Origin of the sequence: Actinocrinis sp. (assembly GCF_035938995.1) — a bacterium.
Classification (GTDB): Bacteria; Actinomycetota; Actinomycetes; order Streptomycetales; family Catenulisporaceae; genus DASZGI01.
The window spans coordinates 1-13,515 of the sequence record NZ_DASZGI010000054.1 but is presented as its reverse complement, the minus strand read 5'-3'; the positions used below and the strand labels follow the sequence as shown (position 1 = coordinate 13,515).

The window sequence follows — 13,515 nt, the reverse complement described above, 5'->3', positions numbered from 1 at the left end:
CCGGCGTGGGGCGTGGGTGGTCATCGTGGTTTGTCCCATCGAAGGGTGTAGCGGAAGAACAGTCGGCGGCGGATCGTGGTGCCCGGCAGGTGGGTGCTGGCGGCCGCGGCGATTTCGGCGACGGCCGTGGAGGGGTCGCGCACCGGCATGGCGAGCTCTGTAGCCGTGACCTGATCAGCCGGGCGCGCTGGCCGAGGGTGCTTGATCAGGCCCATGACCGGATTTGCCGCTGCCGAGACCAGGTCGATCATCGTGTCTGTCAGTGTGTCCACTTTGGCGAGGCCGACAACGAGCAGTCGGCCTCCGGGTGCCAGAAGGCGCGGGATGCGTGACAGGGTGTCGGCGAGGTCGAGATGGTGCAGTACCGCCACCATCGTGATCAGGTCGGCCTCGGCCTCGCCGGCCTTCGCGGCGAACGCGTCGAAGCGGCACCGCTCAATGCTCACCCGCGGCGTGCTGGCCAGGCGTGTGCTGGCGGCGGCAGCCATGCCTTCATCGGCGTCGATCCCGATGACGCGCGCGAAGTGGGCAGCCAGCTTCCCGGCGAGCACGCCGCTGCCGCAGCCGACGTCGATGGCCGTGTGCTGGCGGGCGGGCAGGTTGCACAGGATCCAGCCGTGGAAGTGCTCGTTGTGATTCCACGGGTGGCGCGTATTGGCCCTGGCCAGCCACCGCTGCACGCTCAGCATCACCGGGTTTGTGCTATCCCTGACATCCATTCCGGCAGGATCCCAGGCTGGGTAAGCTCCGCGCCTCGCCTCCGTAACTCATCAGTGCCCTGGTAGCCGAGGTGCGGGCCAGAGTGTGCACTGATCTGAGTCAACTCGGGTAGAGCGCCTCGGCGATAGTGATCGCGTCGGCGAGCGCGTGAGCGTGCTTGCCGAGCGCTGCGCTGAGCCATCCGTCGGCGTCGCCGATCTCGAAGTGCTCCTGCGCGGCGTCGGCGACGTGCCGGTCGGCCAGGTCGAAGAAGGTCGCCAGGTCGGCCAGAAGGTGTTGCAGGGACCTGATCTGGGCGCGATTCAGGTCCAGGCACAGGGACTGGGCGTTTGGGGGCGGCGGTGTCAGCGGGCTGCGTCATGCGGGTCCTCGGGTCGCGGGTCCTGCCCGCCGGTGGTGGGCAGGACCCGGATCGGTTCACGCGCGTTTGAGGGCCACGACCTCGGCGCCGGGCTGGGTGATGTTCGGACGGGCGGCCTCGGGGGTGGCCAGCAGGGCGACGATGGTGATCGGCTGCCCGCAGTGCGGGCAGTTGCGGGTGGCGGCCGGGGCGAGGCTGTCGCCGCCGCGGAATGCGGCGGGGCCCGGTGCCGCGGTGGCGGGCACGTTCTGGCCCAGGCGGCGGGCGCGTTCGGCATCGCGGGCGGCGCCACGTCGCCGGTCGGCTTCGGCGCGGCAGCGCGGCGAGCAGTAGACCTGCTGCAGCCTGGGCTCGGCGAGGAACTCGCTCTCGCACACCGGGCAGGTCTGCGGCTCGGCCGGGCGCGGTGGGGGTGCCGCGGCCCTATCCCGGCAGCGTGGCGAGCAATACTGCCGCCGCGACGCGGGTTGCGCGGTGAACGTGCCCTGGCACTGCGGGCACGTGCGTGTCTGCTCGGTGACGGGGGCGGCGTCCTGGTCGTGGTCAGGCGACACGGGCGTTCACCCCGCTGCGCAGCGCGTCGGCCTGGCTCTGGTGCGAGCGCAGCCGGTAGGAGGGCCCGTCGATGCCGACTACCGCGGCCCGGTGCAGCAGCCGGTCCAGCATCGCCGCGGCGACGGTGGCGTCGCCGAACGCGGTGGCCCAGTCCGCGATCCCGACGTTCGTGGTCAGGATCGTGGAAGACTTCAGATACCGCTGGTTGATCACCTGGAACAGCGCGGAGGCCCGTCGCCGGGCGACGGCAGGTACCCAAGCTCATCAATCACAAGGAGTTTAGGTCCGGCAAAGAACGTCATGCAGCTCTTCCACCGCCCCTCCAGCGCAGCCTTGTGGCACTTGGCGGCGAGATCCGTGGCGGTGGTGAAGTACACCCGGTGCCCGGACTCCACCGCCGCGCGCGCGAGGGTGACCGCGAGCATGGTCTTGCCCACTCCGGGCGGGCCGACGAACAGCACGTTGCTCGCGTCGTCCAGAAACCGCAGGGTCGCCAGATCCTTGATCAGCTTCTCGTCGACCCCGGGCTGCGCAGCGAAATCGAAGTCTGACAACGTCCAGGGCTCCGGCAGCGAGGCGAAGCGCAGGCGCGAGGCCAGCCGCCGGTTCTCGGTGGCCTCCACCTCCAGCTCCATCAGCCGTTCCAGGGCCGCCATCGTGGACAACCCCTCGACCCGGGCCTGGTCCAGCACCCGGTTCAAAGCGTCGGCGGCGGTATCGAGTTTGAGATAGGACAGGTGCGAGCGCAGTTGCTGGAGCCTGCGCGCCTCGCTGACCGGCGGGGTCACTGCGACTTCTCCTCCACCTCAGTAGGGTCCTGCGACACGGGACGCTGCAGCCGGGCGGCGGCGGCCACATAGCTGTTCATGTCGATCACCACACGGGCCGCCGTGTCCGCCACCGGGATCCCGGCCAGCCGCGCCGCCTCGGCCCGCGCATCGGGCGACGGCGGCCGGCGCACCTTGCGCGGACACGGCGGCGCCGAGGAGAACGAGGCGAGCACTGCCGCCTCCAGCGCGCGCACATGACCCTCGTCGCGCACCACCGCCCCGGCATGCGCCAGGGCCACCCGATGCTCGGCCACGATCGCGCCGCCTGCGGTGACCACATGCAGCACCTCGGCCCCCAACCGGTGGCGCACCGTCACCTGACGGCCGACCAGCCCCGGCGGCACCGAGTAGGAATTCCCGTCCAGAAAGACCAGGCCCTGCGCGCTGACCGTGCGCAGGGCCTCGGTGACCGCCGGGAACGGCAGCAGCGGCACCGCGGACAACGGCTCCGCCGCCGCCAACGCCCCCACCGTGGTGGCCACCGCGTCAACCACCCTGCGCCGCGCATCCATCCGCTCGGCCAGCCGGTCCACCCCGGCCTGCGCGACAAGGACGCTGACATCGTCCGGCAGGGTGCGCCACCAGCGCTGCGCCGCCGAGTGGTTCGCCTTCTCCACCACGCCCTTGCGGTTGCCGCGCCGCGGCGGGCACAGGCGCACCTGCGCCCCGTAGTACTTCGCCACCGCCGCGAACGACCCCGCGACATCGTCACGGGCCCGGTCGAACACCGTGGCCATCCGGTCGAACCGCCACAACCGACTCACCCCGCCCAGCCGCCGCACCACCGCATCCAGCGCATCGACCAGATGCGCTACGCCCCACATCCCAGGCCGCAGGAGCTTCGGGCAGCTCGAGCCAGTCGAACTGCGTCTCCTCGCCCGCCGGATGCTCGATGATCGCCACATCCCGACCCGCCGCCCGGGAACAGGCCTCGCAATGCGGACGCGCCGCCCACCGCCGCAGCCCGCGCGTGAACGTCGAATACCCACCCTGATACTCCAGCACAACGACCTCGTCGAACAAGGTCCGCGCCCACAGATGCGGGTCATCGCTCAGCCGCCGGCGGCAGTACTCCACGAACGGCTCGAACGCATCCGCCATCGCCCGGCGCACCCCGGCCACCCGCACCCCGTCGAGATGAGCCTTGATCGTGCGCGGATCGCGGCCCAGATGCCGCGCGATCGCCGCGACCGTCCAACCCCGCCGCCGCAGCGCATGCGCCTCGACATCCTCATCAACGGACAGCACCCGATCTCTCTCGTCGCCACCGACCACGACGAGTCACTGCCCCCGACGATCAACCCCACCAACCCCGAAAGACCACAAATCACCCGAACGTGCACTCAACCCGAGCAAGCACATGCAATTTCGGAGAGCCGCATCACTGGGACGGCATCCGGCGCAGCACCCGGGTCAAGTCCCGGACCTGCCGCCAGCCGCCGTGGTGTCGGGCCCTTTTGATCTCGCGCCAGACACGGTCGTCAGGTTCTTCCTGCGGCGCTCGCCCCGCTCGTATCCCGGTATCAGCGTGTGCTCAACGTACTGGTCGAGGCGGTCCAGGGAGATATTGGATAAGACGGGTGATGCGATCCCGCCTTGCGGCGCGCCGGAAAGCGTGGCGTGTCAGGTGAAATCCTCCAGGTACCCGGCCGCGAGCATCCGCCCGATCAGCTCCAGGAACCGGCCATCGTGGATGTGCACCGCCAGCGTCGAGACCATGACCTGCCGGTCCAAGGCCCCGAAGCAGTCGGCGATGTCACCCTCGATGAACCAGCGTGTGCCGGTCCAGACCCGCGAGATCTCGCCGAGCGCGGTGTGGCAGCTCCGACCAGGCCGGAACCCATGGGAGTGCTCGGAAAACCGCACGTCGTAGTACGCGTCAAGCAGCATGCGCACCACTTCCGCGACCAGCTTGTCCGACCAGGACGGCATCGACAGCGGGCGGCGACGCCCGTTGCGTTTCGGGATGTAGACTCGCCTGGCCGGTGACCACCGATACGACTCCGTACGCAGTGCGCCGATGATCGCATCGATCCTGGCCAGGGATATGCCGTCCACCGTTTCCGCACTGAACCCGGGCGTCATCGACCCGTTGTTCGAGTAGATGCGCCCGTAGGCCACCAGGAACAACTCCCTGTTGAACAACTGCCGGTACAGCCTTTCCAGCGGCAGGCCACGCCTACCGCGTTCCCGGATGACGCCCAGCACAGTTTCAGCGCTCTGCATTACGCACACCTCCCTGTCCTTGACGTCGAGAACACCTGTGCCCCTTCGCCCTGCGCCTCGGCTTTCCCGGGCTCCCCGGCCGGTCGTTACCCCGGCAACTACTACAGGCACTCCGTCGCCGTAGGACTCGCGCCCCGTAGGCGATCCCGTGGTACGTCTTCGCTGCACGTATCGAGCACGCCGTAGGCCGTCCACTCATCCCTTGACCGCCCTCATCGGACGGCGCCGCGCGCCACGGAGGTTATCCAGGCCGGGACATCAGGACCGGATACGGCACGCCACCGGTCACAGGCGTCATACCGGCGGATCAACGACTTTGAGATCGCTGGGGATTGGACTTCAGACAATCCAGCCTTGGCCATATCGCGCGGGCCTCGCGGCACCCCGCCCCGGACGCCTCCAAACGGCCACCGCTTCCCTGACTTGCTCTTGTCCCCTCGGGCTTTCGCCCCCAGGTCAGTCAGGCAACCCAGAAACCTCCCTCCGAGTCCCTCCCGGCTGCACCGGGAATGCAACGAAACACCTCACGGCGCACTACCCCCAGTCCGGGTTGTCTCGTGCCATCTCGATCACCAGCTTGCGCAGGACCGCCGCCGTGGGCGGGCGCCCGGGTGATCGGCGTGCACTGTGGTCCCATGTGCGGGCTACCAGCCGCCGGTGCCAGCCGAGCAGTGTGGCCGGAGTGATCGAGAACGCCTCAGGCCAGCGCCGCCGTGGGATCAGACCCGACAGTGCGGTGAGCCAGAGCCGATCGACCCAGGTGTAGCGGACCCGCTTGACCTGTCGGCGCGGTACTGCGTTCTCGTGCCGCAACACCAGAAGTTCGGCATCCTTCGACGCGTCGTGGCGCACGGCGACGGCGAGAGCGCCGAGCAGACGGTGGGTGGTCCGGTACACCAGAGAAAGGATCATCCCCAGATCCTGACCGACCGCAGGACTGAGCACTGGGCACACGACCAAACTGATGCAGATCGCATAAACGAGCCCCTCAGGGTCCGGGCGGCATAGCTGAGCGTGAGGCCATATCGGCACAACAGGTTGATTACCTCCTCAGGGCGTAGAGCTGATGACGAGGTGATGGTCGCAGTGCTCGACGGAGTCTTTGCGACATGGCGGGAGGCGGCCGGCGATGGGCCGATCTGCAGCGTGGGCGTCCGCGATGAGGGAGTAGAGCAGTTGTAGGCAGCGAGGACGTCGCGTTCGCGGATGAACGCGTTGGGGCCGTCGCGGTGTCGGGGGTGGTGGCGCTGGCGTGGCCGTGGCGGCAGCGCTATCCGGGGTTGCGGGGGACCGTGCGCTCTTCATCCGGCGCCCGCGCAGGAGCGCAGGCGAGCATTCCGGCCAGGAGGCAGGTGTGCGCGGGTGCGGTGTGAGTGGCGCGCATGCGCTGTACCGCGAGGAAGTCCTTCTCGGAGATCCGCAACCGTTCTGCCAAGCGTTCAGAGGTTCAACTATGTACCGATGGCGGCGAGTCCGCTGCCTGATACACCGCGCCCGCCTCGGTCTTCCGGGGACGGCATTATCGGCGGCACAACCCCTGTGACCTGGGTATTGTTCTGCGACTGGTAGTCTAAGCCCGGAATTCTCTCTTGCCCCTGGGGCACTATCTGCCGGACCGACGGTAAGGCGAGGGTGCTATGACCGACCTGCCTGTCGCGGCGGGCCCAGGCCGCGCGCCGGGCGGGGCAGTGCCTGGGCCGATACGCCGCCACGACCTGATGGTGACGTTGAACCGGGCGACCCGAGGGCCGGTCACGATCATCTCTGCGCCTGCCGGCACCGGGAAGACGTCGCTGTTGCGCGAGTGGGTGGGGCAGCCTGGTCAGGATTCTCGTATCGCCTTTGTCACCGTGCGGCCGGGCCAGCGCGATATGCAGCTGTTCTGGCTCACCGTGCTGGGAGCGATCCGGGATGCGGCGGAACCCGGCGAAGGAGGTGCGCGGGTGCCGGCCGTGGCACCCGGCTTGAGCGGTAGCGCCATGGTGGACAAGGTGCTCGCCGAGCTCGAGGAGGCCCGTGATCCTTTCGTCTTGGTTGTCGACGACGTGCACGAGCTGAGCTCGCCTGAGGCCGCGGAGCAGCTCACAGCGCTCCTGCTGCGCATGCCGCCGGGAGTGCGCGCGATTCTGGCCACCCGGCGTGACCTGCCGCTGCGCCTGCACAAGCTGCGGTTGGCTGGTGATCTGGCCGAGGTCCGCGCCGAGCAGCTGCGCTTCACCGAGCAGGAGACCTGCCGGCTCCTGGCCGCCGCCGGAATCGCGCTGCCCGAGCCCGTGGCGGCGATGCTGTACCAGCGGACCGAGGGTTGGGCGGCCGGGCTGCGACTGGCAGTGCTCTCCCTCGCCGGGCATCCTGAGCCCGAACGGTTCGTCGCCGAGTTCTCCGGCAGTGACCGCACCGTCGCCGAGTACCTGACGGCCGAGATGCTCGATCGGCAGCCGCCGGAAGTCCGTCGCCTGCTGTTGCGCACCTCTGTGCTCGACCGGGTCAACGGCGAACTCGCGGACCTGCTGAGCGCGGGCACGGGGTCGGAACAGATCCTGCTGGACTTGGAGGACGCGAACGCCTTCGTCGTGTCGCTGGATCCCGGCCGTACCTGGTTCCGCTATCACCGTATGTTCGCCGGCCTGCTGCGGCTGGAGTTGCGCCGCAAGATGCCCGCGGACATCGCCGCACTGCACAGGCTCGCCGCGCGATGGCTTGCCGAGCGCGGACACACCGCCGACGCGATCGGCCACCTGCAGGAAGCCGGCGACTGGGACGAGGCGGCGCGCATGCTGACCGAGCACGCCCTTAGCCTCACCCTTGACGGGCAGGCGGGTACCGTGGCGGCGCTGCTGCACGGTTTCCCCGCCCGGACCGATGCGGAATCCCCTGACCTGACCCTGGTGCAGGCTATCGCCCACCAGTACCAGCTGCACCTTGACGAGACCGACGCGCATCTGCGCGAGGTCCGGGCGTATGCGGCCAGCACTCCTGCGGCCCGCCGGCACCGGATGCAGGTGGCCATCGCCTCCGTGGAGTTGCTCTCAGCGCGCCTGCGCGGGCACTTCGAGAGCGTCATCGAGCAGGCCACGGCTCTGCTGTCTACGGACGCGGGCCAGACGGGCGCCGAGACCGGGCTCAGCAGTGATCTCAAAGCCGTCGCGCTGCTGAACCTGGGCGTTACCGAGGCATGGTTGTTGCGGCTGGCCGAGAGCGAACGGCACCTGGTGGAGGGCGCCGTCCTCGCCCGCCGCGTCGGCCGGCCCTACCTGGAGGTGGCCTGCCTGGCCCACCTCGGGTTCGCCTTCACCGGCCGTTCCTTCGCCGAAACCCGGAAGCGCTGCGAGGAGGCCCTCGCGCTGGCGGACCGGCACGGCTGGGAGGCCGAGCCGGTAGCCGCCCCGGCTCTGGCGACGCTCGCGAACGCGCTGATCTGGACGGGGCAGTTCGACCTCGCGGAACACTGGCTCGAGCGCGCGAGGCACGCGACGCAGGTCGAGGGCGAGCCGGGCGTGCGGCTGCTGGTGTGCCTGACCTCCGCGATCAGTCAGGCGGCGCGCGGCCACGGCCAGCGGGCCCTCGATGAGTTCGCCGCCGCCGCGAGGATGCAGGCGCTCATGGTGAGCCGGCACGGATTGACCACCCGCGTGAATGCGTGGACGATCTCCACTTTGGCCCGGCTCGGCATGACCGGGCAGGCGCGGGCCGCTCTGACCGCGCTCGATGCTCCAGGGGCCGGGGGCGGCGAGACGCGCAACGCGGCCGCGGTGATTCTGCTGGCCGAGCAGGATCCCGCCGCCGCCCGGCGCGAGCTGCGCGTCGTGCTCAGTGACGAGGTCCCGGTTCTGTCGTATCTCACTTACATCGAGGCGCACTTGCTCGACGCCCTCGCCTGCCGTGACCTGGGCGAGGAGCGCGCGTGTCGAGAGGCGGTCGAGCAGGCGCTGAACCTCGCCGAGCCGGAACGGCTGATCCTGCCGTTCGCGATGACCGGCGCGTGCCAGCTCCTTGGTGCCGTGGCTCGGCACGGCACCTCGCACGCGGCGCTGGTCACCGACATCCTCGACGCCGTCTGTGGTCCTGAGCGGGGCGGGGCGAACCGGCCGTTGACGATGCCGGTCGAGAAGCTCAGCAGAAGCGAGCTGCGCGTGTTGCGCTACCTGCCGACGAATCTCACCCGCCGTGAGATCGCCGGAGAGCTGTCGGTCTCGCTGAACACCGTTGACACCCACATCCGCCGGATCTATGCCAAGCTCGGGGCCGCCAACCGGACAGCGGCGGTAGAACGAGGCCGCGAACTGAGGCTGTTGTCCGTCGGCCGCACCTGAACCCGACGGTCACGGCACCGGCACCCTGCTGACCAGCGATAGTCACCTTCACCAGCCCGGCAGGCCAGAGCGGGCAACAGCGCTGCCCGCAAGCCGGCCCGTGCGCTCGCGCCACGCGAATCACGGTGATCCAGTGACGCCAGCTCACCCGGTCGGCGACATGGTTGGTCCGAGCCGTACTCCATGGGCACGTGCGCTGACGGGTGGACCGCCTGATGTGCCTCCTGACCACGTATGACCGAAGGGACACATTCCGCGTTGAGTATCGAGCAGCGAGAGAACCTCCTCACGGCCCTGCGGCGCTCATCCATCCCTCCCGACACGGGAGTCGACGAGCAGCGCCGGCTGCTGCGTGAGCGGGCGACAGCGCGGCCGGTGCCTGCGGACGTGTCCGTGACAGTGGGCGAACTGGGCGGCGTCCCGGCTATCCGTATCGCCATCGACGGGGCTGAACCGCGCCACGTCGTGCTGTACCTCCACGGCGGCGTATATGTCCTGGGGGACGCGCTCCAATCCGCTGACCTAGCCTCGCAGATCGGCCGGCGGGCGCAGGCCAGGGTCGTCTCCCTCGACTACCGGCTCGCTCCCGAGGATCCGTACCCGGCCGCGGTCGATGACGCCCTGGCGGCCTACGACGCTCTCCTGCGGGAGGGCACCGCGCCGTCAGACATCGTCTTCGCGGGAGACTCCGCCGGAGGCGGGCTCGCCGTGGCCACCATGGTCAACGCCCGCGATCACGGGCTGCCGCTGCCAGCCGCTGCCTTGCTGATGTCACCGTATGTGGACCTGACTCTGACCGGGGCCACGATGGAGACCAAGAGCGGCGTCGACGCGCTGCTCAGCCGTGAACTGCTCGAGCCGCGCGTCACCGACTACACGGGCGGACGGGACCCGGCCCTCGGCCTCATCAGCCCGTTGTTCGCCGATCTCTCCGGCTTGCCGCCCCTGATCATCCAGGCAGGGACGTACGAGGTCCTCCTGGACGACGCCGCCCGACTCGCGCAGCGGGCCGCCGCGGCGGACGTCGCGGTCACCCTCGATCTGACCGCCGAGGTGCCGCACGTCTTCCAGAATTTCCACCTGATCCTCGACGAGGCGACCGATGCACTCGACAGGGCCGGACGGCTCCTGACGGCGCACCTCGCCGACGCAGCCCGCGCGGCCGCATAGTCCACCAGGACCCGCCCGATCATCAAGGGAGGACACATGAGAGCGGCAGTAGTCCACCAGCCCGGGGCCACCCCGGTCCTCGAGCAGTTCGCCGATCCGCAGCCCGGTCCCGGCGTCTCCGTCGGCACCCTCCTCGCGGCGTCCCTGAACCCGCTGGACCTCGCGTTCGTGAACAACCAGTTCCCGGTACGCCCGGTGCAGCCTCCTTGCGTCGCGGGCTACGAGGCGGTCGTCCAGTTCGCCGACGGCACCCGCCGCTACGTCACGGCTCCGCCGCCTCCGTACGGGAGCCTGGCCGAGTTGGTACCCGTCCGGGAGGCGGACGCCTTCCCGGTTCCGGACGGGCTCGACCCCGCCCTGGCGGCGGCCCTCGGCGTAGCCGGTCTGGCCGGTTGGCTGGCGCTGGACTACCGCGCCCACGTGCTGCCCGGTCAGAGCGTCCTCGTGCTCGGAGCAGGCGGCGCGGCAGGCGGGCTGGCGCTGCAATCGGCCCGCGCGCTCGGTGCCGGCCTGGTCGTCGGGGCCGCCCGCGGAAAGGCTCTCCAGCAAGCCGCAGCGCTCGGCCCCGACGCCGTCGTCGATCTCGCGGACGAGCAGGCCCTCGACGCCGGGCTGGCCGCCGCGGCGCCCGGCGGCTTCGACGTGATCGTCGACTTCCTATGGGGCGCAACCGCCCCCCACGCGATCAACCACGCCAAATCCGGTGCGACGTACGTCCAGGTCGGAAGCTCCGCAGGGGATGCGTCCACGATCGCTGGCACCGCCCTGCGTAACAAGCTGCTGACGCTTGTGGGCCTCGGCCAGTTCGCCACGTCCGCCGACGTGCGCCGGGCCGCCTACGCGCAACTGGTGAGCCACGCGCTCGACGGCAAGATCACCATGGATCTGGAGCAGACGCGGCTGGAAGAGATCAGCGGAACCTGGGAGCGCCTCAAGACCGGGGCACCACGCAAACTCGTGGTCACGCCCTGACCGCGGCGCCGACCCATCCCGCCACGTCCATCTCCTCCGCGGCCTTCACGTTAGCCGCCAGGCCAGTGACAGGTAATCACTGGATCGCGGTGATTCGCGCGCCCTCGGTACCGCTAATCGGCACCTCCGGCAGCCCGGCACCACGCCGGTGGGCCGAACACACGAGGAATCGCGGTCCGGGGGCTGCAACGCATACCCGCCCGCGCTCACCAGATCCACGTGATGCGGCCCAGGCCACCCGCAGACGACGATGCGGTTATGGAGTGGACACCCGCCCTGTATTCGATCCGGGTCGAGGGGCGGCTCGGCGACATAACGCTGTTGGCGTTCCCGGCAATGACGCCGGAACACAAAGGCGCGCAGACGGTACTCACCGGCTGGCTGGACCAGTCGGCACTCTACGGAGTGCTCGCCGCGATGGACACCCTCGGCATGGTCTTACTCGAGGTCCGTCGGACGCAGTCGAACGGCGAAGCACAAGGATTCTGAGACACCCGCGCACGCTGCCAGTCTGGCCGCCCGCGCTGAAGCTGCCGTCGGGCGGCGCCACTTATGTCAGTACAGCGAATCACCGAAATCCAGTGACGACCCTCCCACCTGCCGGCAGCGACCCTTGGTCTGGTCACGAACATGCGGACAAGCACGTCCGACAGGAACGTGCCCCGAACACAGGGAGAAGCAGTGACATCGCCAGACATCGGCGCCAACGGCGTCCCGGACCTGCCCGAGTACGCCCCCGTCCCGCCGATCGCGAAGGGTCCGGCCCTGAACGAACACGGCTACCACGTCCGGCAGGTCGAACGGAACCTCTACGCCGTCACCGACAACGTCTACATGTCGGCGTTCCTGACCACTCCCGAAGGCGTCGTGATCTTTGACGCGCCGCCGAACATCGGCCACAACATCCGGCGCGCCGTGGACGAGATCACCGGCGCCAACGGCCTGACCAACCAGGTCACCCACCTGGTCTACTCGCACCACCACGCAGACCACCAGGGAGCGTCCTCACTGTTCGGTGGAGACGTCGTCCGCATCGGCCACGAGGAAACCCGCCGGCTGCTGCTGCGTGACGACGACCCCACCCGCCCCGCCCCGGACGTGACCTTCGCCGACCAATACACCCTGGAAGTCGGCGGCGAGCGGGTCGAACTGGCCTGGCACGGTCCCAACCACTCGCCGGACAACATCTACATCCACTTCCCCGACCACGACACCTTGATGTTCATCGACGTCGTCAACGCGGGCTGGGTGCCGATCTACAACGTCAACCTGTCCGAGGACGTGCAGGGGTACATAGCCGCCCCGGACACCGCGCTGTCCTACCCGTGGACGCACTTCATCTGCGGGCACCTCGGCCGGCTCGCCACCCGCGACGACGTCGCGGTGCACCAGCAGTACATCGCCGACATCGAAGCCAGCTCCAGAGAAGCGCTAGCTTCGGTCGACCCGACGCCCTTCTACATGAGGTACGGGGAGAACGCCTGGGTCTGGCGGGATGGAACCGCTCGGCCCTGGGCTGCGTATCGTCTGACATGAACACACGATGTCCCTCATCACGCCGCTGACCGGCGCCGTAGTCGGGGCCGTCATCCTCGTCGCCAGCATGCTGTCGACCTCCAGCACCCCCGGCGCGTAACGACGCGGGAGTGGCGCCAGGAGGTTCAGTATCACCGATGACTCGGTCGTCAACGGGCCAGCGATGTCTCCACTGGCGGGTGAATATCGAGGTCCATGTACGTCAATCGTTCCGGCATGACCGGTCGGAAATCGCGGTGGGTGGCCAGCCGCCGCGAACCCAAAGCCCATCACGGGCCCGTTTCCCGGAAACAGGAAAACGCTCTCTGAAGGAGGTTTAACCGCTCGTACTTCGCCAGCCGGGCTTGACATTTCCCGCAGCCATGCCGGGCTCAATCAGTTCGGCCTGTCAGACCGGCCTTCAGGGCCAAAACCTCACCGTTAGGATTAGGAGTATTCACGTGCGTAAACTATCTAGGCGAATCAGCGTGATCGCGGGGGCGGCGTTCCTGGCCGCCGCGGGCGGCATCGCCGCCGGAATCGGCGGTGCCGGCGCTGACGCAGCAGTCACACAAACCACGTTCCACATGGTCCGTTCCGCTGCCTCGGTCAAGGCAAACTGCCTTGAGGGCGCAGACGCGAAAGTCACCATCGAGTCCGAGGGCCCTGTCGAGGTCATGCGGGTTTCGGCGAAGCAGTTGCCGCCGAATACGGACTTCGACTTCTTCGTCATCCAGGTCCCCAATGCGCCGTTCGGGATCTCCTGGTACCAGGGTGACCTGAAAAGTAACAGCTCCGGTCACGCCAATGGCACGTTCATCGGGCGCTTCAGCGTCGAGACCTTCGCCGTGGC

General features: G+C 68.9%; 9 protein-coding genes and 4 pseudogenes. 6 read left to right on the top strand and 7 right to left on the bottom strand.

Annotated elements, in window-relative coordinates; translation table 11 throughout:
- Nucleotides 1-20: 20 nt before the first annotated feature.
- The 7 genes and pseudogenes from VGZ32_RS03745 to VGZ32_RS03705 form a co-directional block, all read right to left on the bottom strand.
- Nucleotides 21-719, bottom strand: a complete 699-nt coding sequence (locus VGZ32_RS03745; protein WP_326884377.1) for a class I SAM-dependent methyltransferase — start codon at nt 717-719, stop codon at nt 21-23.
- Between the two features lie 418 nt (nt 720-1,137).
- The gene (locus VGZ32_RS03740; protein WP_326884376.1) at nt 1,138-1,635 is read right to left on the bottom strand and encodes a hypothetical protein; all 498 of its coding nucleotides are present in this window, start codon (nt 1,633-1,635) and stop codon (nt 1,138-1,140) included.
- Nucleotides 1,625-2,424, bottom strand: a pseudogene (istB, locus tag VGZ32_RS03730) (IS21-like element helper ATPase IstB). The gene VGZ32_RS03740 and the pseudogene istB overlap by 11 nt, the downstream one beginning before the upstream one ends.
- Nucleotides 2,421-3,714: pseudogene (locus VGZ32_RS28985) on the bottom strand (Mu transposase domain-containing protein). Before VGZ32_RS28985 ends, istB begins: the two co-directional pseudogenes overlap by 4 nt.
- Nucleotides 3,715-3,853: 139 nt before the next feature.
- A pseudogene (locus tag VGZ32_RS03715) lies at nt 3,854-4,692 on the bottom strand (reverse transcriptase/maturase family protein); the annotation flags it as partial.
- A gap of 534 nt (nt 4,693-5,226) precedes the next feature.
- Nucleotides 5,227-5,604 carry a hypothetical protein gene (locus VGZ32_RS03710; RefSeq protein WP_326884370.1) on the bottom strand — a complete coding sequence of 126 codons (378 nt, stop codon included), beginning with the start codon at nt 5,602-5,604 and terminating at the stop codon, nt 5,227-5,229.
- A gap of 358 nt (nt 5,605-5,962) precedes the next feature.
- The gene (locus VGZ32_RS03705; protein WP_326884369.1) at nt 5,963-6,127 is read right to left on the bottom strand and encodes a hypothetical protein; all 165 of its coding nucleotides are present in this window, start codon (nt 6,125-6,127) and stop codon (nt 5,963-5,965) included.
- Between the two features lie 202 nt (nt 6,128-6,329).
- Here VGZ32_RS03705 and VGZ32_RS03700 point away from each other — a divergent pair, with 202 nt between their 5' ends.
- The 6 genes and pseudogenes from VGZ32_RS03700 to VGZ32_RS03675 all read left to right on the top strand — a co-directional run.
- A complete protein-coding gene (locus VGZ32_RS03700) occupies nt 6,330-9,005 on the top strand; it encodes a LuxR C-terminal-related transcriptional regulator (RefSeq protein WP_326884368.1) in 2,676 nt (891 codons plus the stop codon).
- A 258-nt stretch (nt 9,006-9,263) separates the two neighbouring features.
- Nucleotides 9,264-10,175, top strand: coding sequence for an alpha/beta hydrolase (locus VGZ32_RS03695; RefSeq protein ID WP_326884367.1), 912 nt, complete (start codon nt 9,264-9,266; stop codon nt 10,173-10,175).
- Between the two features lie 36 nt (nt 10,176-10,211).
- Nucleotides 10,212-11,147, top strand: coding sequence for a zinc-binding alcohol dehydrogenase family protein (locus VGZ32_RS03690; protein ID WP_326884366.1), 936 nt, complete (start codon nt 10,212-10,214; stop codon nt 11,145-11,147).
- A gap of 258 nt (nt 11,148-11,405) precedes the next feature.
- Complete coding sequence (locus VGZ32_RS03685; RefSeq protein ID WP_326884365.1) at nt 11,406-11,636, top strand: hypothetical protein; 231 nt, start codon at nt 11,406-11,408, stop codon at nt 11,634-11,636.
- 192 nt (nt 11,637-11,828) lie between these two features.
- Nucleotides 11,829-12,683: an MBL fold metallo-hydrolase gene (locus tag VGZ32_RS03680; RefSeq protein WP_326884364.1), complete on the top strand. Its 855-nt coding sequence runs from the start codon at nt 11,829-11,831 to the stop codon at nt 12,681-12,683.
- A 467-nt stretch (nt 12,684-13,150) separates the two neighbouring features.
- A pseudogene (locus tag VGZ32_RS03675) lies at nt 13,151-13,515 on the top strand (hypothetical protein); the annotation flags it as partial.